The organism is Bacillus sp. LL01 (assembly GCF_001037965.1).
This window is the reverse complement of the sequence record NZ_LFEL01000004.1, coordinates 467,681-490,477: the sequence shown is the minus strand read 5'-3', so window position 1 is coordinate 490,477 and position 22,797 is coordinate 467,681. Positions and strand designations below refer to the sequence as shown.

Here is a 22,797-nt window from a genome sequence, read left to right as displayed (position 1 = left end):
CGATGGCGATGTTTTTTCAACCGAAAATTCAAACGGTCGGATCAATCGGAGAGTTTATGCGGAATGAGTCGCGCGAGTTAAAACGCGAGGTAGAACGAATCAATAAAAAAGCAGCCGCGGTTGGCTTAAAGGCGTTCGTGACAACGCTTGCCGGTGCGACTGCAATCGGGTTAACTACGGTTACTAATTATGCTTATGCGGAAGGGCCTGCCGGTTATGTCAAAGGAAAGGCGAAAGAGCAAATCGTTGAGGCGTTTATGCCGCTTGTGGATATGATACAGGCGCTTAGTTATCCGGTGGCGCTCGTGATGCTGACGGGTGGGGCGCTGATGTTTATGATAAATCAGAAGGATCGCGGTATCGGGCTAATACAGAATGCGAGTATAGGTTATATCCTCGTGCAGCTTATGCCACTATTGATGGAGTTGCTAGTCGGAATAGGGAAGACGGTCGGGTTTGCGATGCTACTATAAAATAAAAAAAGCGCTCGAGTGCGTTACTCGGCGCTTTTCTTCGTTCGGGCATCGTATTTAAAAACATCTTCAATCGTAAATTTTCTACTTAAACCCTTTTCGAAACCTTGCCTGTTAAGCGTGTCTATTATCGTTTGTAGTGTCTCGAAGTGTACAGTACGTGAATCTCCACTATAAAGATCGTTTATACTTCCAGGCCTAACCTTGGCCTCAACTGCTAAACCGTTTCTTGTCATATTCAATTCTTCAAGTGTTTTAGGTAAAACAGGTGTGAACCCTGAATCTTTCATAGCCTTAAATCCTTTGTTTGTCATTGTTACTCCTCCTTTTCTACATTTTAAATTATATATGAAAAAAATATTAAAGTAAACGCTTGACGTTAAACTTTCTTAGTGGTATATTTAACGTACAAAGTAAAACTAACAAAGCAAAGGAGGTGCAAAATTGCTTTTCAAAAAGGTACAAGCGTACTACATCGGCGAGGATGGTCTTGGTCAATTTGCAGAACGCAAAGAAGGATTACTGATCGCGCAAAACGTATTTATGCACGCCGACGGCGACGAGTTGAAAGTTGAACGATTTAACCCGACCGGAAACACTATTCTAATCGGGATCGGCGCATCAGAACTAATGAGTGCGCAAGAAATTGTAAGTTGCTTTGCGGAAATAAAAAAGGACGGCCACTGCTGCGAACAGTAACCGCCCAACTACTAAATACGAACTGGAGTTGAGTATATCATGAAAATTGAAAATAAAAAAGTTGTAGCTGTCGTGCTTGAAGTTGAAATAAACGTACCGGAATTCTATAAGAGCACTCGCATCGGAGAAACAGCGCTTTACTTCACGGAAATCGAGGGACAAGCAATCGTCGGCACGCTAATGCCGAGCAATAAGCACCGCGGCTATTACGAGCTACTAAACGACCTATTCGCGCTCGAGTTGAACGAAGAAACGCGCAACCTTGTCAGTGATCCCAAGTTAAGCGCGGTGGAATTACTGGCGCTAATGGAACGCTACCAGGAGCAACTCGGCTGATGTACGACTACACTTGGCTGGTATTACTTGTTCAAGCTGGCGCAATGGTCGGTTATTGCGTCGTGCTATGGCGGTCATTGGATTCGGACGGTGAAGCGGAATGAGTTACGGCGAACGTTATTATACGCAAATAAAACAGTTGCAGTCGGAATCATTGGAAGTATTCGATACATTACGCGGTCTAGTGTCCGAATTAGATCGGCGCTTGGCGGACATCTACCATGCAATCGAAGTTCTGGACGATGTAGAAAGCGCGGAAGGCATAAAGGCGATGCACGATTTAAAGGAAACGCTAACCTATCGCCGGATCGCGAAAGAAGAAGTCCGCACATTATCGCCTATCTACTGTTTATTTAATGATAGCGGCGAAAAGCTGGACGAGCGTTACGGCAGGGCATCGCGCGGTAGTACCCGTATTAAGCGGCAACTTAATGCGAAAATGACTATCGAGGAAGTGTTTGAGGCGTTGAACGTGTAGAAAGGCGATAGCATTCGGCAGGATCGGCGAGATAGGCTCTCGTGCGATCCCAGATTAATGGCAGACGGTACATTGTGGAGCGCCCCAGGCGGCAACCTGCGCGTTGTGCGGTGTACCGTGACTGCTGGCGAAAAAATTCGTGGATTTGTGTAGATGGCGATTGAATTTCGTATAATCTAGTGCGCGAGGTTGTCGCGAGAAACGTACATTATTATGAGAGGCGAAAAAAGTTTACGCGCTTTTGTGTAGACGGGCGGACTTCGCCATATGATGACGTGAAGGGTGCGACGATAGTCGGTCTTGGGCGTATTATGGAGTAGGACGAAAACATTCCGATGAGGGTGAACGGTGCTGGAGGTTTGTACGATTAAAAATATAAATGAAAAGGGAGAGATTGAGATGAGAAAAAATGAATTCACTGAGGCAAGCATGAACAAATTGAAAACAGAGGTTCTTATTAAACACGGATATTTGGAACAGGGCCAGAATTACGGGGAGGAGGAAGTTCTGTATGTTCTTCATGAATCGGAGTTTCTAAGAGAGGTCATTATCGATTTGAAATTTACAAAAGTCGATACAGAGTTTTTAAGTGAGGTAACCGGGGTGAGCGCAACTGTATTCGAAAATTTATATGAATTAGAAGATAGGGTTACTATATCTCCGGACTATGAGAACGTTGTATCAATCATCCGTGCTACATGCGGGGTGGTACAGTTCGCGAAATTAGCGTTAGATTATTATGGAATATACTATTTTGTCGGTATAAGCCAAGCTATAGATGATATGGAGGATTTAGGAGACGGATTTTATAAGTTTTATGTTTGTTAACTAAACGCCCGGCGAAAGTCGGGTTTTTATTTAAATAGAAGGAGGAAGAAACGATGACCCACCGCACTAAAGTCGTACCAAACGACAAACAGGCGCTACTCGACGGAAAGAATTACGAAATGTATAATCTCGATCTCATGCGCAAAGTGTTTCCGAGAATAATTGCCGAACATGACACTGCGCACAATCGGGTTCAACGTAAGCCACAAATCCGCGACGTTATCGCACTATACTTTTATCTGCTTTCATATGTAGACGGTAAGCATACGAGAGAGGACGGAACAAAAAGCGATAGGTTCGGTGCTAGTTTTCCGTCGCATGAAAAGATCAGCGCCGATTTAGGTATCGCTGCAAAACGAATAAAGCCGCTGGTTGATGTCTTAGAGGCAAACGGGTTAGTCCGAACTAAATTAAAGTGGAACGGAAAATGGTATTACGTTTCATTCTGTCCGCGAATAACGGATGAGGGCTATTTGGTGAATGCTGACGGTGAAAAGGTGGTGCCGGATAATTTCATGTATTTAGCGAGATAGGCATTAGAGGTCAATCTCGAGATAGGCATTAGATGACCGCTCCGAGATTGATATTAGAGGTCTATCTAAACATATCAATATAAAGATACCAACGTAAACATACCAACAAGTAATTGCGCGTTATTCGCTATCGCTCATAACCGCGCTGCCGTTTAAAAACAAAAGATAATATCGTAGTTTAAAAGATTGCGCGGTAAATGATAGAAGAATAATAGACTGATATTGCGAAGGAGTGAAAGGAATGGATGATAAAAAGTTTGAAAAATTAATGTACGGATTATTAAAGGACGCTTCAAGAATTAGCTTTATTGACTTCCTTGAAACATGGGATATTACCGAACAAGAATATGATGAAATTAAAAAACATTTGGAATCTACCTACAATATTAAGTTATACCTTTAATACACATTCAGACCTTACCATGAGTCAATTAATGAAGAACAGGAAATCTACGCCACACGAAGCGTCGTGTACGAATCGCGCGAATGGTTGTAGGAAGTCAGTCTCGTAGTAGATGTGATAGGTTACGAAATGATAGCCGCGGTTTATAAGTATATTAAAATACCATAATTTTATTATTTCCCGAATTAAACGGAGGAGGAATCGAATATGAACGTAAAATATAGCATTCAAATGGACGCTTATTATATTTGCGACGAGGAGGGAGAAAGGTGCTCGGATTTTTTCGTGGAAAAAGATACAGCGCAAGAATTCTTAGCTACTGCGATAAAACTAGCGGAAGCAGGTAATTGCGAAGAGGGAGGAATGGAAAATGAACGAACTACAGAACGTATTTAATTACGCGGGATTAGAAATTAGGACGGTAACAAAGGAAGGTCAGCCGTGGTTTGTTGCGAAAGATGTATCGGATGTACTCGGTTTTAGAATGGCAAGCGACATGGCGCGCTCTCTAGACGAGGACGAAAAGGGTACGCATACTATACAGACCCATGGCGGGAATCAATCTTTAACCGTAATTAGTGAGTCGGGACTATACTCGGCAATATTGAAAAGCCGCAAGCCGGAAGCTCGCCAATTCAAGCGCTGGATCACGCACGAAGTATTGCCAGCCATTCGTAAAACCGGAGGCTATGTCGCAAACGATGAACTATTCGTCGACACTTACTTACCTTTCGCGGATGAGCAAACGAAGTTACTTTTCAGCGCGACATTGGAAACTGTACGGAAGCAGAACGATTTAATTACGACAATGAAGCCGAAGGTTGAGCAACACGATCGTTTTATGGCTGCAGTGAACGCGCAGAACCTCGACAGCGTGGCGAAGTCGTTAGGTGTGGGGCGCAATAAACTAATCGCTTTTCTTCGTGCTGTAGGCGTTTTTACAAAACGAGGACGTCCGCTGCCAAAACAGCAACATATTAACGAAGGATATTTCGAAGTTAAGCAATCAACGTCCGCTTTCGGTTATCATAACTCGAGTCAAACGTATGTTACTGCGAAAGGAATCGAACGAATAGACAAGGCATTGGAGCATTACGGCGGAGCGAATAAGCTGAACGCGATGAAAGTTTCAGAGATTGAAAAAATTAAGCTTTAATCTGTTTAGAATTGGGGTGGAGGTAGTTATTTATCTCAATCTGTACTAAAAATGACTAAGTTCATCCCTAGTAGTAAGTGAGGGAGGAAGTTCCCTGGTCTTTATTTTTTGATTTGATGTTATAAAAACAACACATAAACAAGGGGGAAAAGTAATGGATGCAAAATTGTTTGCGGTGATCCGTAAGTTAGAAGGGTTAAATCAAGATGATATAGCGAAAATACTAGGTGTAAGCCAATCGTTAATCGCCAAGATAGAAAAGGGAGAGCGTTCTATTACGCACGAAGTAAGTAGGAGGTTAATAACTGAGCTTAATCTTACTCCGGAAAAGATATCCGAGATTAAAAGGTTAATAGGTTAATTTTTGTGTAAATTCTCAGGTACGCATACTTATTCATAATAATAATACCAACAAAAAGAGAGAAAGTCAAGTATTTCTAAAAACTACTTCAAAAAAAGGGGAGATTACGGTATGGAACACGCAAAATTAGACTTATATATGACGGTATTATTCGAAGCGACTGATGGAAATGTTGAATGCTCTCTTAAACCGAAACACCCTAAAATCAAAAGAACCGTCCACGGGATTATTGAAGCGATGGGAAAGCGGAATAAGTTTCGTGAATTTGAAATTATCGGCGAAGCTGCATCTCGCTCATGGGAGGCATTAGAGTCGTTTAATTTAGAGGAAACAACAACGTGGGAAGCCCTATTAGACGGAACGGACGTACTTAATTTAAATCGTCTCGTAAAGTCTATCGTATTAAAACTGGAACACGAGCTTCCGCAATTAATAAATCCCAACACAAGGCGTATGTATGATCCGGAAACCGGCGGGAATATGTTTGTAACCACGGAGTTCGAATCGTTAGACAAGGCGGTATATGACGAGAGTGATCTCCAAATTGGAACGATTGGCGACGGGGTGTCGGAGTCATTCTTCGGACAGTCTCACGACTACTCAGGTTCTAATCCGTTTTTAGAGTGGTTCCGCGATAATCGCCAGGACTTCTTAACTACCCGGCAGAACGCGTTTATCGATGCTCTTTCGGTTGATACCGCAAAAGACACCGATTATGTTGAAGATTGCGACTTCCGCGAACTAGCCGGCATGGATCGCACGAATCTGACTCATTTGAAGAAACGCATATACGAGAGAACAATGAAGGCGTGGAAAGAGGGCGGCATATCACGGAGAGAAACGTATCTGCTAGGTGAGATTGCGAAATGGAAAGAGTTTATTGCTATCGGAGAATCAGACGATAATTTATCGGGCCAGAACGAAAGGTTGTCAGCCTGGATAAAGGAACAAGAAACTGAACACGGCGAGGATGCGGTTGATTTTGTTTATGACGCGATTGCTGGCAATGTAGAGGCTACGAAAGGCTTCGTGAGTTATTTAAAAGACGAGGTCGATGTAATAGATTCGAAGATTCTTTACGATATTTTCGAAGCGGTAGAGTTGCACTTGGTGAATTTAAAGGAGGAAGTTGAGGCATACGTACCTACTGCGCCAATAATGCCTAATCAAGAGGCAAAAGAGATAAATATGTTTAGGAAGAGAAGGCATAAGGAATTCACAAAAACTCAACCTACCTACGTATATAACCAAGAAGGAGAATATATAAGAACTATTGAAGCGGAAGAATCTAAAACTTACAAAATTACGAAGCTTGACACTTTCGGTATGACTCACGAGATAGAGTAAAAGTGAAAAGCTTTTTTATTTTTTTGTTTTATATGATTAAAATCGCATAAATATCCAAATTAAATTATAAATCACAAAAATAAATATGTCAATGGGCGTTTCTGAGAAAAAAAATCTCTAGAAGCGTCTTTTTTATTTTAATAAAGGGGGCTATTAGAATGGGAGAAATCAAAAAGGTGTACGAAACAGAGGGGCAATGGTTCGCGGAAAGGTTCGACGGAGAGGTACTGCGTATTCAAAAAATACCGCGCCGAAAAAGCGTTGAGCATTACGTAGATGTGGACGGAAGCGTAATCGCTAAAAGGTGCACGAAATGTCATATGGTTAAACTTGCAACGCTGGACAATTTCCGTGCGGACTCGCGCAGGTTTATCGGCCAACAAAGTAAATGTAAAACATGCCACGCGAAAATGGACGCGATAAACAAGCAAGGCTTATCCGTTAAAGGCGGCCCAAAGAAAACGCAAAAGGCGAGAGCAACTAGGTTCTACGACGAGCAGGGCGTAGTAAGCGAAAAAGTTTGCCCGTGCTGCGGCAAGTTACGTAAACGATCATTGTACCGCGAGCACTCCGGCAATCACGACGGACTGTTTGACTACTGTCGTATTTGCGATGACGTAGCGCAACATAACAAGCGTGCAAGAGATAGAGGCTTACCGGCTACCTTAACGTGGAAAGAATGGGAAACAACGCTAAAGATATTTGGAGGCAAGTGCGCATTGACCGGGGCGGAAGCAACGATGGATCACGTAATTTCACTTTCTAGCGAGAGTAGCGGAACGACTGCCTGGAACTGCGTGCCACTTTCGCGGAGTCTTAATTGTTCAAAGGGTAGCCGCAACCTATTCGACTGGTTGGAAAAACCGCATGTGGATGCGAAGGTTGATCCGGAGTTGGTCGACAACCTACTGAGTTACTTGGCTGAAATGTGCGATTTGACTGACGCAGAGTACCGACATTTTTACAACTGGACACTTTCCGATAAAGGCGCAGATTACATTAAAACCGGACTATCTTCGTTAGAATATTATAAAATGTTCGTGAAACAAGTGCAGAAACAGTCCGAAATTGCCTAGAAATGACTAACTTCACACCTAATAGTAAGTAGGCGGAAGGAACGGGTAGCAGGCATTAAAGAGTGGCCGGAGCTATCTTCCTTCCCGAAACTATACAGTGTTTTAACTAAACGAAAAGGAATGATGCGGAATGAAAGAAAAATTGACGTTTATTTATAGCCGTAGAGTGGCGCGTTACTTAATTAATGAATGCGGGCTAGACCCGATCACAGAGGCGATTCACCCTAACTCCGGCAAAATGTTTACTATGTTCGAAAAATCTCCGGCATTACAGACCGGGTTAGACGCATATAAGGCAAGCCAACCTCGCAACAATTAATCGAAGAATTAACTATTAATCGAAAAGGGATGATTTTATATGAGTAAAAAATACTATAACCATATATACGAAGGCGGATTTGTCCGCTATGAGAACGAGGTTGCGCTGTACACGATAACTGGTCACGCCAAAAAGAAGGACCGCGAGTCGTGGATGCCTGCCGCCCATACTTACGCCGATTACAAGGTAACAAGCGCATCGTTGGACGTGTTCAGAGCGATATTTCAGCACCGCAATACGAACAAGGAACATCGCCACTACCACAAGGCTTGGCCGTCACAAAGGCGCCTGCAAGTCGAGCTAGTAATGGCGGATAAGACGTTGGCGAAACACATAGCGGTACTGGAAAACGTGGGGCTGCTTAAAGTCGACCGTTTATACCGCAATAACCGACCCTTTCACGTTTACTCGTTTCCGAAGCCAGCAACGGTTGGAGAATTCAAAGCGAAGTTTCCGATTGCTTGTCGCGAATATGAACGTAAGATGTCCGCGTTAGATGCGATTCGCGGAGAGGAGCAGGCGTTGGAAAGCGAGTTAGTCGACTGGTTTTAGTTGGTGTTCGTAAAATTTACGTTCAGGTAATCGTAAAAATTACGTTCAGCTATTCGTAAAATTTACGTAGTACTAAGAACTATATTACTAAGAACTAAGGCACTAAGAATATATAAGTAATTGCGGGTTATAGAAGAGCACTATAACCGCGCTGCCCTTTAATATAAAAGATAATATCGTTCCATAAAAGATTGCGCGGTAAAGGATAAAAGAATGAGAGGAGCTGCATTGCGATGGAGAATAAGATAAAGTTCAACAAAGTTACTAAAAAATATGTACTTGAGTTTGACGAAATGCCGGAAGTGGTTTTCTACGGATCTATTAAAGAATCAGAATCATTCGAGGGTAACATTTTGTGTAAAGGAATAGCTCCGAAGAAATGGGAGCATAACGTAAGTGTATCTCTTCGAAATAAACCGTTTGTAAATTATGACGTTAAATTCACCGCTGAATTAAATAAGAGCGAGGTGCAATAGCGATGGGATTAAAACGACTGGAAGCCGAGCACATGCTCGCAATTAAATACCTGGCGCTGCCGAAACGCGGCGGACTGACATACGAACAAATCGCCAAGGAATGCGGAGTGCATTCGAACTCAATACTTAACTGGCGCAAGGACGAACTGTTTACGCGAGAACTAAAGCGCGAAATGGTACGGAACACTCAGGAACGACTGCCGGATATGATGAACGCGCTGATTGATAACGCGATTAAAGAAGGAAACGCAGCGGCGGCTAAGCTGATTATGCAAGCGAATGACATGCTGACTGATCGCGTAGAGGTTTCGCAGACGACCGGAAACGAGAAAGACATCGATGAAATCAAGGCGCGGTTGGAGCGTTATAGGAACGAATCCACAACGGAGTAGGTTGCGGAAATTTATATGAAGAAACTCGGTTAGTAGGACTATTTGCGGATGGGTTACGTTGTGAAACGAGGCATTTACATCGGCTGCGGATGCCTAGCGCACGCCCCTCGAAAACTTTTCAAAAAGAAAGAAGCCATCCGTCAAAGAATCGGATCAGCCTCGAGTTTGCCGTAATATAAATCAGCGCGTTCTAGCGCCCGTTTAACTTGCATTTGCGTAAAGGACTTACCGTTCTGTGTCGTGTACCCTTCGTCGTTTAGACGGTCAGCTACGGCCTGCAACGTCAACCCTTCGTCTTTAAGAGCGAATAGGCGCCGGACTGTTGCCGCCTTAGCATCGTTGATATGCAGTCGCTTGCTACCTTTTTGCGCGGTATATCCTAGCGGAGCACGGCCGCCAGCAAAGCCGCCCTGCTTACGTTTATATGCGCGTGCAGTAGCCAGACGTTGAGAGATGCGTTGTTTCTCGAATTCGGCAAATGCGCCCATCATTTGGCGCATGAGAGCCATTTCCGGCGTGCTACCGTTGAATGGTTCGCGCACCGACTCTAGGGATACGCCCTTGACGGTTAGCTCCTTTTCGATGAATAGCTGGCCGTATAGGTCGCGGCTTATTCTATCGTACTTAGGGACGATTACCTTCGCGATGTCCTTTAGTTCCAGCAATAGGCGGTTAAGTCCTGGGCGGTCTAGCGTAGAGCCTGACACGCCTTCGTCGGCGTAGATGTCTATTAGTTCGTAGCCATGGTCGTGGCAGTACCTAGCCACCTCGTCGCGCTGTACAGGTAGACCGTACCTATCAGCGCTTGCTTGTTCGTTTGTTGAAACGCGAATGTAGCCAACAACTTTTATCACAATCGATTCACAACCTTTCGTTATGAAAAACGTTTGTTAAAAGAAACGTTATTTATACGTTCAATTGTAAATCTTTTCTATGTATAATACAACAAAAAAGTTTATTTTCTCTATAAAAGGAAACGTGAAGAGGGGTACCCCATGGGAGCACCCTTTGTCCACCCCGAATCTAGCGTGAAATAAATCCGAATATAAAAATTTATTTTTGGGTTTCCAATTAAAGGGTATTTCGCGTCCTCTGTCGAATGTTTTCGAAAAAGGAGGTGAAATTTCGTGAATCTACATGAACTAGGAGTTTTCAAAAGCGAGATAAAGTACCAGTGTAAGTTTGCGTTTATTGCCGTTGAAAATATGAATATGTTTCTAACTAATTCCGGAGAGGAAAATTTTTCGATCGACTTCTTTTGGTATAATGTTCAGAGTTTCTTAGTGGCATCTGCAAATATTTCAAAGTTACTTTGGAACTCGGAGAAAGCAGCCCCAGAAATGTCTAAGCGAATAAGAGCAGATTTGGAGGTAGAGGATGCTTCCCCATTAAGATCGAGAAGATTTAGAAATCTTTTTGAGCACTACGATGAACAAATCACCAAATGGATGAAGAATTCCAAAAGTAAGAATTACATATCTTCCAATGTGGGACCAAGAGGATATATTTCTGGCGTTGACTCGATGGATATGTTTAGGAATTTTTATAGCGACGAGAATGTTCTTACCTTTAGGGGTGAAGAATACAAATTACAGCCAGTAATTGATGAAATATATAGGATTTACATGAAATTAGATTGATAACCGGGTGCTGTGATAGCGAGGCTCACAGTTAAATGAGGCGTAAATGAGGAACTAACAGCCCGGTCATATATGTGAAACAAAGGCACTCCTTTCGTTGGGTGTCTTTTTTGTTTGCGCTGATAACGAATGCCTTACGCTATCATCTGAACTATATCTATATTAAATTTCACGGAAAGGAGGCGGTCGTCATCGCATGGGTTAATAATCGTTGGCTATCTCGCAAGGAACGCGAAGAACTGATCGAACAAACGTCGCAACTTGTCGAGGCAATGCTACAAACGGAATTGAAACGCGGCTTGTTAACGTCAGAGTACGAAGAATTGGACGAACTGATTAGCGAATTGGAACATCTGCGCAGAATCAATCGCGCGGAATCGAACTTATTATACTTTGCGCATGAATACTTTTCCGAAGCACGCAATCCTGGCAACGCCGGCAATTGGGACGGATTTGACCTTGATTCGGTTGACGATGCGCCTCGCTTTCACCGTGAAATATGCGAAAGTATCGACGAAGTATCAAACGTCGTAAAGAACGCAAAAATAGTACGGGCAGCGCCGAGATCACACGGCAAAAGCTCGTACTTAAGTAAAGCGGCTCCTTTACGCGAAGTAGTTTTTCGTAAGCGTAAGTACATTATTTTGATTTCGGAAACGCCGTCAGTTTCCGGGCCTAACCTCGAATGGCTGGCGGGTCAGCTTAAGAGCAATGAAAAGCTGCGTAAGGACTTCGGCCCGTTGATGTCGCCTAAACAACAGCTAAACCCAAAGGACAATAGTACGGAGTTTGTTGCGTGGGAACCGTTAGGTACTGACGATAAGAAGCAATTAACGCTAGTTCAAGCGGCTTCCACCGGTCAAGCGATTCGCGGACGGAACTGGAACGGAACGCGACCGGATTTTATAATCGGAGATGATCTCGAGGATATTAAAACGAATGCAGCCACGAAAGAGCTACGCGAAAAGTTGAAAGATTGGTTTGCTCAATCGGTAATGCCATTGGGCGACGCGAAAGGCGAAAAGACAGCATTTATCGTAATGGGAACAGTCGTTCATGAGGCAAGCTTGCTAAACGACTTGCTAAGGTTTCGCGCTGATTTCAAATCGAAAAAGTACAAGGCGCTTATCGAAGAACCGGACCGTATGGACTTGTGGGAAAAATGTCGCGCAATCTATTTAAGCGATCAAATACCGGTCAACGAACGTGAAGATAAAGCAAGGGAATATTACGAAGCTAACCGTGCCGCTATGGATGAGGGCGCGGTTGTTTTATGGCCGGAAGTACAGCCGTTATGGAAACTAATGACTTGGAAATGGGCAAACGGATCAAAGGCGTTCAACACGGAATATCAGAACGAGCCTCGCGATGAAGAGTCGCAGGTTTTCGTGGCCGATTCATTCCGCTATTTTGGCGAGTCGGACATTCAGCCAAACATGCCGCTAGAGTATGCAGCGTTTTGGGACGTGGCTACCGGCAAGAGTTCACGCGCTGACTATAACGCCATTGTCACTATTGCACGCGATAGAAATACCGGAGTTATATACGTAATAGACGCATGGGCGAAGAAATGTCCGTCGCATGTTGCTTTAAACGTCGCAGTCGAGAAAATTCGACAGTTTGGTCATAACGTGTTTGCGGTGGAGACGATTGGCGCAGGTCACGATATGTACCGGCAGTTACGCGAAAAACTTTCAAAAGAACGTATTTATGGGACGAAAATTAAGCCAATATCACACCATTCATCAAATAAGGAAAAGCGAATCGAATCGCTGGAACCTTTATGTGAGAATGGTTTTTTACGTTTTATGCGCCATCACACGTTGCTCTTGGATCAACTAGAGCAGTTTCCGACCGGACAACATGACGATTTGCCGGATTCGTTGGCTGGCGCAGTCGACTTGGTTGGCGGAGTGAGACGAAGAAGAACATTCAAGTCCAAACCGTACGGATTATAAATGGGAGGTGTTAGCGTTTGAGTTTATTCAAAGTGGGCGAGTATTTTCCGCCATATGGTCATGCTGAACGAGTTGACCGTTATAGAAAAAATAAAAAGCTTTTTAAAGGCGATCATTACGCAATTTTCAATCATACAAAATTACTTGACGACCACCAACAACACGCGGTTTTTATCGCATCCAACCTACCCGGCACTATTGCGAAGAAATCTGCTGATTTCCTTTTCGGAGAAACGCCGGTATTTAGTGCAGGTAATGCGGATGATTCAAACGAACAGAAGGCTATTGAAAGATTAGTAGAGGATAACGACTTAAATATAACAAACTACGAGTCCGCCCTATCTAACGCTTATCGCGGAGATTCTTTCTATAAGATTCGATGGGGGCAGAAATACGGAGGGAAAATGTCGGCAGCAGACGATCCTTTTCGTGTCTTTATTGATGCTCAAAAAGCTGAGTACGTGTTTCCCGAAACATTGCCAGGCGACACAACTACTGTCTACGCTTATCACATTGCGTATCCGACAGTCGTAGAAGGGACAGGCGATACAGAATGGTTACTCAACGTAGAATCACATTACCCTGGAAAAATTGAGTATTCGAAGTATCTAGTTAGCCCGTTTAAGCATTCGCCTTACGAAAACGCTGTTATTGAGTGGAAGATTGAAGAGGAAATACATTCAGCAAGAAGAACAGTTCTAACGGGTGTTAAGCACCCCCTTGTCGTCCACGTTCCGAACTTTGCAACGGATGACGAATGGGAAGGTATTGACGACTTGTCCGAAAATGAATCTATCTTCGCGGAGATTGATAACCGATTAAGTAAAATCGCTGAAATCCTCGATAAACATTCCGATCCAGCAATGGCGGTACCTTCGGGAACACTAGGCGAGGATGCGTACGGAAATCCAATTTTCCACGCAGGTCGCGATAAAATATTCGAAGTTGATGGAAGAAACGAGTTAATTCCGCAGTATATTACGTGGAACGGACAGCTTGAAGCGGCTTTTAAAGAGCTCAACGTATTAGTTGACCACTTACTGACAGTTTCCGAATTACCTCCGGTTGCACTCGGAAAAGCTGATAGTGGAACGAGCGGATCGTCAGGGCTTTCTATCAAGTGGCGAATGAATAGTTTGTTAGCGAAGATTAACCGAAAACGTCAGTACTACAACAAAGGACTAAAACATGTTCTTTTGATTGCGCAATTGCTGGAGCATTCGAAGTTAAGCAAGAGCGAGCTAAACTACGAGGTAACAGTACCGAGAATTCAATTTAAAGACGGGCTTCCGGACGACGAAATGGAACAAGCGACAATAGCGCAAATTCGAACTGGCGGTAAGCCTATTCAGTCACAAATCACCGCAATTCAGGAAACGCTAGGGTTGACCGCAGAACAAGCGAAGGCAGAACTCGAGCGTATCCGCCAAGAGGAACGAGAAGATAGTTTCGTAGATGCGTCGGTGTTTAATAGAGGCGACGAGTAATGCTGAATGCGCCGGAGCCAACTTATAATCATCGCGTTAATAAACTAGTCACCGCGTATAAACAAGCCGTAACCGCCATCTTGTTAGAGTTGGAAAGCGCGGACGTTACCGACATGTCGCGTAATCAATCCGCAGCAATGTTAGCAGAAGTTTCGCAGGTATTATCCGGTCTAGACGCGGAAACGAAGGCGTGGGCAGATGAGAATATTTCGTTAGCTGCGCGAGAAGGAACCGCAAGGGCAATATTTAACCTTGGTTACACTAAAACGTTCGAAGAAGCGGTAGAGATTGCGAAGTTTAACCGGATCAACCAAAACCTTGTCGCGGCTGCAATAGCGGACACTCAGTCAGACTTATTAGCGGTAACGCAAAATATTAACCGCCGAGTGCGAGGAACTGTACGCAAAGTAGTTGCAGAATCAATGAGAGCGAATATGGCGGCTGGGCTTAACGGTAGAAAAGCGATAAAAGCCGAAATACTTAAGGGGCTTCGGAAAGAACTTGGCGATTCGGTTAATTCAGCGATTGTTGATGCAGCGGGGCGTAAGTGGAAGCCGGAAGTATATGCGGAAATGTTAACGCGAACAAAAATGCTAGAAACTTATCGGGAAGCAACGACCAACGAGGCGATATCTCGCGAAGCCTTTTACGCGGTTATCTCGAGGCATGGAGCGAAAGATGCGTGTAGGTTTCACGAAGGCCGAATCATTAAGTTAACGCCGGAAGCTCCAGGGAATTATCCAACTTACGAAGAGTTGAAAGCGTCCGGACAAATATGGCATCCGGCATGTAAGCACGTATTTTCTGTAATTAGAGACGTGGAAAAATTGCCGGACACTATTCGCCAACTTGCGGAAAAGCAGTCGGAGCTTGGCGAGAAGGCAATCAAAACTGGAAAGCGTAACCCAACAGACATCGGATAGGTGTCTTTTTATTTTGACCTGGCGAAAGTCTTGAAAAGTCGCAAATTATCGAGGCGTTGCTCGGAAAAAACGAATTAGGAGGAACTAACGATGTTACAAACTGAACCATTACGACTAGATATTCAATTTTTTGCGGAAGGCGCTGAACAAAATACGTCTGACGAGACGAAAAAAACGGAAGAGAGCGCGGCAGGGCAACACATGATTCCCAAATCTCGCTTTGATGAAGTTAATACGCGCTACAAAGACGTCCAAGCTCAACTTGCGGAATTGCAAAGTGCTAAGGAGGTCGCTGAACGCAAAGCGAAAGAGGAACAAGGTGAATTTCGTGGGCTGTACGAAACAACCTCCAAAGAATTGGACGGTTTTAAATCCCAGCTAGAGCAAGCGAACGCCAGAGCACAAGAGTTAGAATCGGTTGTTACAGGTTTACTAGATTCGAAGTTATCCGCAGTTCCTAAGGAGTTGCATGATTTAATTCCGGAAAATTTGTCACCAGAACAGAAATTAGCTTGGTTAAATCGTGCGGAAGAAAAAGGACTTTTTAAATCCAAAGTACAAGAGCCAATTGGCGAATCGACTAATGCGGCTAGCTATTCCGGGATGAGTAAGGAGAGTTTCGCAAAACTTTCGTACCAAGATAGAGCGCGTTTACTTAATGAAAACCCTGAGCTTTATAAAAGACTTAGTCGCTAAAAAATATTAAGGAGAGTGTTTTAAATGGCACAAACGAAATTAGCAAATTTAGTTAATCCTCAAGTAATGGCGGATATGATTTCCGCATCACTACCAAGCAAGATTAAGTTTTCACCGTTAGCTCGTATTGACACAACGTTAGTAGGCCAAGCAGGTGACACGGTTACGATTCCTAAGTATGGGTATATCGGCGATGCTGACGATTTAACGGAAGGCGTAGCAATGGGTACTGTTGTACTATCTACGACAACTCAAACTGTAACTATTAAGCAAGCAGGTAAGGCAGTCGAAATCACGGACAAAGCTGCTTTAGCCGGGTACGGTGATCCAGTTGGAGAAGCCGAACGTCAATTAGAAGATTCAATCGCGTCAAAAGTAGATGTTGATTCTGTCACTGCGTTAAACGGCGCTAGCTTATCTCATGACGCATCTGCTGAGTTAATCTCTTATAACAGCGTTGTTGACGGAGTAGACAAATTCGAAGAAGAGGACGATGAAGCAAAAATCCTATTCATCCATCCACTTCAAAAAGGAACGCTACGAAAAGATCCGCAATTCATTGAAAATGTGCCTAATGCATTTATGACTGGCGTTGTTGGCGAGATTGCTGGGTGCCAAGTGGTAGCTTCAAAGAAAGTCCCTTTCAATGACGTAGACGGAAAGTACACGAACTTTATCGTAAAACCAGGCGCATTAGCAATCTACCTAAAACGCGATGTAGAAGTAGAAAGTCAGCGTGATATTTTAGCGAAAACAACTGTAATCTCCGCGGATGAGCATTATGTTGCGGCATTAGAAGATGATTCTAAAGTAGTTAAGCTAATCACGAAAGCATAGTAGAGAGGGTCGCTAACCGCGGTTCTCTTTTTCTATTAAAGGAGTGATAAATCATGTTATTACGTCGCAGACACGCTAAGAAAGAACAAGAAAAACCATTAGAACAAAAGAAGGCGGAGGAAAACGCTAAACCAAAGGCGCAGCCGAAGCGAAAACCTTCCGCGAAATAATCGGGAGGTGTAACGCATGGGTTTAAGTATTTTCGAAGCGGATCAGTATATCGCAACAAACGTAATTGACATCGAAGATTGGGAAGATGCGGACGACGACAAAAAACAACGACTGTTAAATGTTGCACAAGTGACACTTACGCGAAAGTTTTCTAAGTATGTCGTTCCCGCTTCGGCTGTCTACGACTTTTCGAATGTTTTGGCAATCGCGAATAACGATACAAACCGACTGAACAATCACGGGATCGCAGGGTTTTCTATTACTGGTGTAGGTTCATTTAACTTTAAAGATACGATGAAGCGCGATTTGGAGGCATTGATACCTCAATCAACAATTGATTTGATAGGTGAGGAGAATGGTGTCAACTTGTCGCAACGTCGTGTTGGAAGGTCGGTGCGCTAATGCCAATAGTACCGATGAAACAAACGATTACCGTGCAGCGAGGCGGAGGGCTTGACGAATGGGGAAATCCAATACCTGGCGAATTAATTACGATGAATTGTCGCGTAGATGAAGGAACTCGCTTGTCTGCAAGTCGTAGCGGCGGACTCGACCGTAACGGAGAAACAGCAGTCAGTTTTGTGCGGATATTGCTTGATAAACTGGCGGACATTCGTTACGACGACATACTAACGTTTACGAACGAGTTAGGCGAAGAAATCACCGGCAAGCCAAAGGAAATAAACGTAAGGCGTAATGTCGGCGGAAAACCGATACTTACGGAGGTGAAGCTATGAGTTTCGAGTTTGACGGCGCAGATTTTCTCAAAGGACTAGGCGCAAAGGAACTGAAAACGCGAGCAGCTTCCGAATTAGGTATGCGCGATTCCACCGACGACCTTGCGTTGATTTCGCAAAACATCGCGCCGATTGACAAATCGACACTACGAAAAAGCGTTGATGTCGACAAGCGAATTACGTGGGAATCTCCTACGCGTCTGGTCGGAGAGATTGGTTTTTCTGCGGTAGAAAAGAGCGGAAACGGGCGCTTTAACTACGCGCTTTGGACGCATGAACAATCGTACAATCTCGGCGAACAGTCGGCAGCGGCGCCCGGCTATAAGGGATACTCCGTCGGCAACAAATACGTTGAACGTCCGCTTAAAGGCGAATCGCAAAAGTATCTCGGTTGGATTATGAAGGAAATCGGAAAGGGGCTCGGATTATAATGCGAATCCTCGAATTAATAACGTTTATTAGAGCGCGAGTTGCAGGCGTATATTATCCGAATAGCTTTCCGACCACTTCGCAAGATAACTGCGTATTAGTGCGATTGACTAGCGGATTTCCGACGAGTCAATGGACGGGTAAAACGCAGCCGTCGTTCCAGATACAAGTACGCGAGTCTACGCACAAACAAGGCGACTGTGAGGCAAAAGCTTACGAGATACACAATGCGCTCACTAATTTGCGAGAAGTAACAATCGGCGAAAGTTCCGTTGTGGTAATTCGCTCAATGAATAGCGTGCCGGTTTATATCGGAAATGACGACAAAGAACGACCAATATATTCGATGAATTTTGATTGCGTAGTACGTCCGTAACCAACCGGAATACTGCGCTTTTTTATTTGATAAGGGGGAAACGAAATGGCAAACGGAATTAACGTACCTATCGGGCCAGCCGTCGTTGAATACGGTGATGGCGCAGAGAAAGTAACGTTCGACATTACAAAAGGCGGAATTCAATTCCAGTCTAGTACGTCGAAACAAGATATTACGGTAGATCAATATGGCGACACGGTCGTTAAGTCAATTATGAAAGGGCGTACTGCGCAAGTAACGGTTCCATTCGCGCTGCACGACTTAGCAAGACTTTCGGAGGTTATTCCGAATAGTGATTACGTGAATGACGGAGTTAAGTCCAAAATCGTCGTTAAATCGCAAGCTGGCTTCGACATGTTATCCAACGCGAAAATGCTAATCATTAAGCCGACAGACCCGAACGCAACCGCTAACGATTGGATTACACTTCCACTGGCAGGCGCGATGGCTGATCCGGAATATACGTACGACAGCGACAATGAGCGCGTAGTAAATATCACGTTCGTAGCTTATCCTGACTTAGCGAACGACGGAACGCTTTATATTATCGGCGACGAAACTGCAATAGACGCATAAAAACTACGGGAGGCTTCGGCTTCCCTTTTTAATTTGGAGGTGCGGAAATGAATCCGTTCAAATTTAGAACCAATGACTACGAAATGTATCTCGGCGAAAAGCGAGTTTCCATAAATAAATTAACGCCCAACCGTTGGCGCACTCTTTTCGAAACCATCGACACTCTGCCCGGCTTGATTCTGCAAGTTATCGCGGCGCCCCAGGAAAATTTCCACGCATACCTAATCTCCGCATGTGAACTAGCGATGGATGAAATCGTTAAGGTTGTCGCAGTCCTGTCCGACATTGACGAGGATTATCTGAACGAACATGTCGGCGTGGACGAATTAGTAGATTACTTAACGCGCACATTTAAGCGCAATAACCTCGGCGAAACAATAAAAAACGTGAAGAGCCTTCTTCCGGGGGCAAACGCGAAGAAGGCGTAACATATACGGTTGATGATTTCCTCCTCGAAGTAGCGGTAGCGCTCGGCGTATCGCAAGTGGCGGTTGAAACGGAGTATTACATGGTCGACCTTCCGAAAGTAGTCGCGGAAAAGCGGAAGCAAGAAGCGGCGAAACTTATGCAGGACGTACACGCGCGCCTCGCTACGAATAATCGATCGCTTGATGAAACGGAGTACAAGGCGTTTATTCGCGAAGCTACGAAGGCGGTCGGAGTAAAGCAGGAAACGAATTTTAATCGCGACAAGTTCGAGCAATTGCGGGCGATGACGAGTAGTGGCGGAAATAGGACGAAGTAGAAAGGAGGGCGAATATGTCAACGACAGTGGGCGAAATAAAAGCGCGCCTCGTATTGGACTCGAAAGAGTTTAGTAACGGAATGAATAAAGCGCGCGAGGATATGAGTAAATCGTCAAAAGCGAGTCAGCGGTTTGCTAGCGACTTAGGAATCGTGCAGAAAGCTTCACTTGCGGTAGGTGCAGCGGTAATTGCCGGAATTGGAGCTAGTGTAACTGTAGCAGCCGATTTTGAACAGAGTATGGCGCGAGTGGGCGCGATTAGTAATGCGACTGGTGAAGATTTCGAGAAATTAAAAGATACCGCGAAAGATTTAGGAGCTACAACGCAGTTTAGTGCGAGTCAAGCTGCGGAGGGCATGAGCTTTTTAGCAATGGCGGGTTTTGAAGTAAACGAAATAGTTAGCGCAATGCCTTCCGTTCTAAATTTAGCGGCTGCCGCGCAAATAGACCTTGGCTCCTCTGCGGACATCGTATCGAACATTATGACTGGCTTCGGCTTAACCGCGGACGATACCGGTCACGCGGTCGACGTGCTAGTTAAAACGATGACAAGCGCAAACACGGATTTACCGCAGTTAGGTCAAGCGATGAAATACGTTGCTCCATTAGCGCAGTCTCTCGGATTATCAATCGAAGAAACGGCGGCAGCAGTCGGTAAAATGTCGGACGCAGGTATTCAAGGATCACAAGCCGGAACGGCATTACGTGCGGCATTAATTTCTCTCGCAAATCCGACCGGTCAAACGGTCAAAGCGATGGATGAACTCGGCATTAAAATAACCGATGCGGACGGCGCAATGAAACCGTTCCCCGAACTAATCGGACACATTTCCGAAAAGTTAAGCGGAATGGAAGGCGCACAGCGAACCGCCACCGTCGCTCAGTTAGTAGGTACGGAGGCAGCGTCGGGCTTTATGGCGCTACTTGAGGTCGGCGAGGAAGGTTTGCGCGATTATACGAAGGAGCTCGAAAACGCGGGCGGAACGGCTGAACGTGTGGCCAAGACGCAAATGGATACGTTGCAAGGCTCGTTTAAGGAATTCCAGTCGGCGCTTGAGGGCGTAGGTATCGCAATTGGCGAGGAGTTTCTGCCGGTATTTACGGACATCGTGCGATATGGCACGGACATTGTGCGAATGCTTGGCGAATTGAATCCTGGCGTTGCTACGACCGGTCTTAAAATGGCGGGAACGGCGGCGGCTATCGGATTAGTTACGACGACGGTACTGAAATTAGTTACCGCCATGCGCACGCTCATGTTATCAATGGGGCCGGCGGGCTGGGTTATCGCGGGGCTATCTATTATCGGCGGATTAGTTGTAGGCGTTCGCGACGAATATTCGCGCATGAACGAAGTAAACCTCGAAACAATTAACACGATGCAAGCAGAAGCAGACACTCTTTCCGCCAATATCGACGAGTACGACAACTTAAAGCTAAGATTGCGCCTAACTAGCGACGAGCTTGAGCGTTTTGTCGACATTAACTCAATTCTTGCGCAAACGGCTGATCCGGAAGTAATTGCGGCATTGACGGAAGAACAAGAAGGCTTACTGGAATCGAGCGGACTAACTAATACTGAAATGCAACGCTTTGTTGACTTAAACGGAGAGATTGCGTCAGTAGTGCCGGATTCTAACGTGCATCTGACCGAGCAGGGGAATATCTTGCTTAATAATGCGGATGCAGCGAAAGAGTTCAATAAGCAGCAATACGAAACAATCCGCTTGGAACTCGAAGCACAACAGATTCTGCTAGAAGCTAATTACGCGGATAACTTGCAGAAGCAAAAAGACTTGAAGGCGGAAATTAACAACATCCAAGACAAGCGTAATGAAATCGAAAAAAACATCGCTGCACAAGAGCAGATAATCATCGATAAAACGAAAGAACTTGCAAAAGCGAAGGACGAAGGTAATCAAGGCGTTGTTAATAACCTATCGCAAGAGCTCCACTTGGCGGAGGATATTCTGCAAGGACTAAAGGAACAGAACGCGAAAACGATGGAAAAATACCTCATAAAGAAGGACGAAATCGACGTCATTAATGAGGAACTCGGAAAGATGGACGAAGTGCGTAATAAACTTATCGACCTCGAGTTAAAACAAGCCGGTATCACCGCGGAAAAAGGTAAAGGCATCAAAGCGGTTGACGAGGAAATAGACCGCCTTAGAAAGCAGAAGATACAAATGGAGTTTTCCACGTCCGCAGCGATGAAGCAAACCGACGAGTATAAAAACGGTATAAAGCAAATTGACGGTCAAATCTCGAAGCTCGAAACGACTCGCGGAAAAGTAACCGGCATTATAAACGAAGCACGTACGATGAATGCGGAGCTCGGCAAAGCGGTCAATAAGCGTGTCAATATCACGCAATATACAAAAACAGGAGCGTCCATCTCGCAGTATCATACTGGCGGGATTATTGGTCGTGGTCAATTACCGAAGCTTCATACGGGTGGACTCGCATCGCAACTTCAAAGCGCGCCATTGCATAACGAAGTGGACGCTCGATTGCTGCGTAATGAAATGGTACTAACAGAGGCGCAACAAGCGAACCTTATGCGGATGATTGACGCGGGGCATACGAATGCTGGCGGAACAAACGGCGATTTAGTAGCTCGTATCGAGCAGTTAGTTAATGCGATTGGCTCTTCGCAAGACCGACCGATTACCGTGAAACTCGAGGCGGATGGACGCGAATTGGCGGAAGTTACTTATCCGTATATAGATTCACAATTTACAGCCGGCGCAAGGTCGACCGGACGGATTAACGGAATAAAGAGGTGATCGA

General features: G+C 44.7%; 32 protein-coding genes. 30 read left to right on the top strand and 2 right to left on the bottom strand.

The window, feature by feature from the left end; translation table 11 throughout:
- Positions 1-8: 8 nt before the first annotated feature.
- Entirely contained in the window at positions 9-473 is a 465-nt protein-coding gene (locus AB685_RS14935; protein WP_047971371.1) for a hypothetical protein, read from the top strand.
- 23 nt (positions 474-496) lie between these two features.
- Here the strand turns inward: AB685_RS14935 and AB685_RS14930 are convergent, their stop codons facing one another.
- On the bottom strand, positions 497-787 hold the full coding sequence (locus tag AB685_RS14930) for a helix-turn-helix transcriptional regulator (RefSeq protein WP_241773298.1): 291 nt from the start codon (positions 785-787) through the stop codon (positions 497-499).
- A 130-nt stretch (positions 788-917) separates the two neighbouring features.
- On the opposite strand from AB685_RS14930, the gene AB685_RS14925 reads away from it, so the two are divergent.
- The 15 genes from AB685_RS14925 (at position 918) to AB685_RS14860 (ending at position 9,429) form a co-directional block, all read left to right on the top strand.
- Positions 918-1,172: a hypothetical protein gene (locus tag AB685_RS14925; protein WP_047971370.1), complete on the top strand. Its 255-nt coding sequence runs from the start codon at positions 918-920 to the stop codon at positions 1,170-1,172.
- Positions 1,173-1,211: 39 nt separating this feature from the next.
- On the top strand, positions 1,212-1,508 hold the full coding sequence (locus AB685_RS14920) for a hypothetical protein (RefSeq protein WP_047971369.1): 297 nt from the start codon (positions 1,212-1,214) through the stop codon (positions 1,506-1,508).
- Positions 1,509-1,608: 100 nt separating this feature from the next.
- A complete protein-coding gene (locus tag AB685_RS14915) occupies positions 1,609-1,986 on the top strand; it encodes a hypothetical protein (protein WP_047971368.1) in 378 nt (125 codons plus the stop codon).
- A gap of 399 nt (positions 1,987-2,385) precedes the next feature.
- A complete protein-coding gene (locus AB685_RS14910) occupies positions 2,386-2,814 on the top strand; it encodes a hypothetical protein (protein ID WP_128755870.1) in 429 nt (142 codons plus the stop codon).
- Positions 2,815-2,867: 53 nt separating this feature from the next.
- A complete protein-coding gene (locus AB685_RS14905; RefSeq protein ID WP_047971366.1) occupies positions 2,868-3,347 on the top strand; it encodes a hypothetical protein in 480 nt (159 codons plus the stop codon).
- 241 nt (positions 3,348-3,588) lie between these two features.
- The gene (locus AB685_RS31325; RefSeq protein WP_157860725.1) at positions 3,589-3,750 is read left to right on the top strand and encodes a hypothetical protein; all 162 of its coding nucleotides are present in this window, start codon (positions 3,589-3,591) and stop codon (positions 3,748-3,750) included.
- 207 nt (positions 3,751-3,957) lie between these two features.
- Positions 3,958-4,146 (top strand): hypothetical protein, encoded by a 189-nt coding sequence (locus AB685_RS14900; RefSeq protein ID WP_047971365.1) that lies wholly within the window; start codon positions 3,958-3,960, stop codon positions 4,144-4,146.
- Positions 4,121-4,906: a BRO family protein gene (locus AB685_RS30395; protein WP_082153646.1), complete on the top strand. Its 786-nt coding sequence runs from the start codon at positions 4,121-4,123 to the stop codon at positions 4,904-4,906. Before AB685_RS14900 ends, AB685_RS30395 begins: the two co-directional genes overlap by 26 nt.
- Positions 4,907-5,060: 154 nt before the next feature.
- Entirely contained in the window at positions 5,061-5,267 is a 207-nt protein-coding gene (locus AB685_RS14890; protein ID WP_047971364.1) for a helix-turn-helix transcriptional regulator, read from the top strand.
- A gap of 111 nt (positions 5,268-5,378) precedes the next feature.
- A complete protein-coding gene (locus AB685_RS14885) occupies positions 5,379-6,614 on the top strand; it encodes a hypothetical protein (protein WP_047971363.1) in 1,236 nt (411 codons plus the stop codon).
- A 158-nt stretch (positions 6,615-6,772) separates the two neighbouring features.
- Complete coding sequence (locus AB685_RS14880) at positions 6,773-7,690, top strand: hypothetical protein (protein WP_047971362.1); 918 nt, start codon at positions 6,773-6,775, stop codon at positions 7,688-7,690.
- Between the two features lie 130 nt (positions 7,691-7,820).
- On the top strand, positions 7,821-8,009 hold the full coding sequence (locus tag AB685_RS14875) for a hypothetical protein (RefSeq protein WP_047971361.1): 189 nt from the start codon (positions 7,821-7,823) through the stop codon (positions 8,007-8,009).
- A gap of 39 nt (positions 8,010-8,048) precedes the next feature.
- Complete coding sequence (locus AB685_RS14870; RefSeq protein ID WP_047971360.1) at positions 8,049-8,561, top strand: hypothetical protein; 513 nt, start codon at positions 8,049-8,051, stop codon at positions 8,559-8,561.
- A 233-nt stretch (positions 8,562-8,794) separates the two neighbouring features.
- Positions 8,795-9,037 carry a hypothetical protein gene (locus tag AB685_RS14865; protein ID WP_047971359.1) on the top strand — a complete coding sequence of 81 codons (243 nt, stop codon included), beginning with the start codon at positions 8,795-8,797 and terminating at the stop codon, positions 9,035-9,037.
- A 2-nt stretch (positions 9,038-9,039) separates the two neighbouring features.
- Positions 9,040-9,429, top strand: coding sequence for a phBC6A51 family helix-turn-helix protein (locus AB685_RS14860; RefSeq protein ID WP_047971358.1), 390 nt, complete (start codon positions 9,040-9,042; stop codon positions 9,427-9,429).
- 140 nt (positions 9,430-9,569) lie between these two features.
- Here AB685_RS14860 and AB685_RS14855 read toward each other — a convergent pair whose 3' ends face one another.
- Positions 9,570-10,283, bottom strand: a complete 714-nt coding sequence (locus tag AB685_RS14855; protein ID WP_047971357.1) for a recombinase family protein — start codon at positions 10,281-10,283, stop codon at positions 9,570-9,572.
- A gap of 273 nt (positions 10,284-10,556) precedes the next feature.
- Between AB685_RS14855 and AB685_RS14850 the strand changes: the two genes are divergently transcribed.
- The 14 genes from AB685_RS14850 (at position 10,557) to AB685_RS14785 (ending at position 22,793) form a co-directional block, all read left to right on the top strand.
- Positions 10,557-11,069 (top strand): hypothetical protein, encoded by a 513-nt coding sequence (locus AB685_RS14850; RefSeq protein ID WP_047971356.1) that lies wholly within the window; start codon positions 10,557-10,559, stop codon positions 11,067-11,069.
- Between the two features lie 101 nt (positions 11,070-11,170).
- On the top strand, positions 11,171-13,027 hold the full coding sequence (gene terL, locus AB685_RS14845) for a phage terminase large subunit (RefSeq protein WP_241773297.1): 1,857 nt from the start codon (positions 11,171-11,173) through the stop codon (positions 13,025-13,027).
- A 17-nt stretch (positions 13,028-13,044) separates the two neighbouring features.
- On the top strand, positions 13,045-14,514 hold the full coding sequence (locus tag AB685_RS14840; RefSeq protein ID WP_047971355.1) for a phage portal protein: 1,470 nt from the start codon (positions 13,045-13,047) through the stop codon (positions 14,512-14,514).
- The gene (locus tag AB685_RS14835; protein ID WP_047971354.1) at positions 14,514-15,437 is read left to right on the top strand and encodes a phage minor capsid protein; all 924 of its coding nucleotides are present in this window, start codon (positions 14,514-14,516) and stop codon (positions 15,435-15,437) included. The genes AB685_RS14840 and AB685_RS14835 overlap by 1 nt, the downstream gene beginning before the upstream one ends.
- Positions 15,438-15,527: 90 nt before the next feature.
- Positions 15,528-16,133 (top strand): hypothetical protein, encoded by a 606-nt coding sequence (locus tag AB685_RS14830; RefSeq protein WP_047971353.1) that lies wholly within the window; start codon positions 15,528-15,530, stop codon positions 16,131-16,133.
- Positions 16,134-16,157: 24 nt separating this feature from the next.
- Complete coding sequence (locus AB685_RS14825) at positions 16,158-16,970, top strand: N4-gp56 family major capsid protein (protein WP_047971352.1); 813 nt, start codon at positions 16,158-16,160, stop codon at positions 16,968-16,970.
- A gap of 186 nt (positions 16,971-17,156) precedes the next feature.
- Positions 17,157-17,543, top strand: coding sequence for a hypothetical protein (locus AB685_RS14820; protein ID WP_047971351.1), 387 nt, complete (start codon positions 17,157-17,159; stop codon positions 17,541-17,543).
- A complete protein-coding gene (locus AB685_RS14815) occupies positions 17,543-17,878 on the top strand; it encodes a hypothetical protein (protein ID WP_047971350.1) in 336 nt (111 codons plus the stop codon). The genes AB685_RS14820 and AB685_RS14815 overlap by 1 nt, the downstream gene beginning before the upstream one ends.
- A complete protein-coding gene (locus AB685_RS14810; protein WP_047971349.1) occupies positions 17,875-18,309 on the top strand; it encodes a hypothetical protein in 435 nt (144 codons plus the stop codon). The genes AB685_RS14815 and AB685_RS14810 overlap by 4 nt, the downstream gene beginning before the upstream one ends.
- Positions 18,309-18,683, top strand: a complete 375-nt coding sequence (locus tag AB685_RS32110) for a minor capsid protein (protein ID WP_047971348.1) — start codon at positions 18,309-18,311, stop codon at positions 18,681-18,683. The genes AB685_RS14810 and AB685_RS32110 overlap by 1 nt, the downstream gene beginning before the upstream one ends.
- A gap of 45 nt (positions 18,684-18,728) precedes the next feature.
- Entirely contained in the window at positions 18,729-19,259 is a 531-nt protein-coding gene (locus AB685_RS14800) for a hypothetical protein (protein ID WP_047971347.1), read from the top strand.
- A 47-nt stretch (positions 19,260-19,306) separates the two neighbouring features.
- Positions 19,307-19,687 (top strand): hypothetical protein, encoded by a 381-nt coding sequence (locus tag AB685_RS14795; protein WP_047971346.1) that lies wholly within the window; start codon positions 19,307-19,309, stop codon positions 19,685-19,687.
- A gap of 56 nt (positions 19,688-19,743) precedes the next feature.
- Complete coding sequence (locus AB685_RS14790) at positions 19,744-20,004, top strand: hypothetical protein (RefSeq protein WP_128755869.1); 261 nt, start codon at positions 19,744-19,746, stop codon at positions 20,002-20,004.
- A gap of 14 nt (positions 20,005-20,018) precedes the next feature.
- Positions 20,019-22,793 carry a phage tail tape measure protein gene (locus AB685_RS14785; RefSeq protein ID WP_128755868.1) on the top strand — a complete coding sequence of 925 codons (2,775 nt, stop codon included), beginning with the start codon at positions 20,019-20,021 and terminating at the stop codon, positions 22,791-22,793.
- Positions 22,794-22,797: the final 4 nt, after the last annotated feature.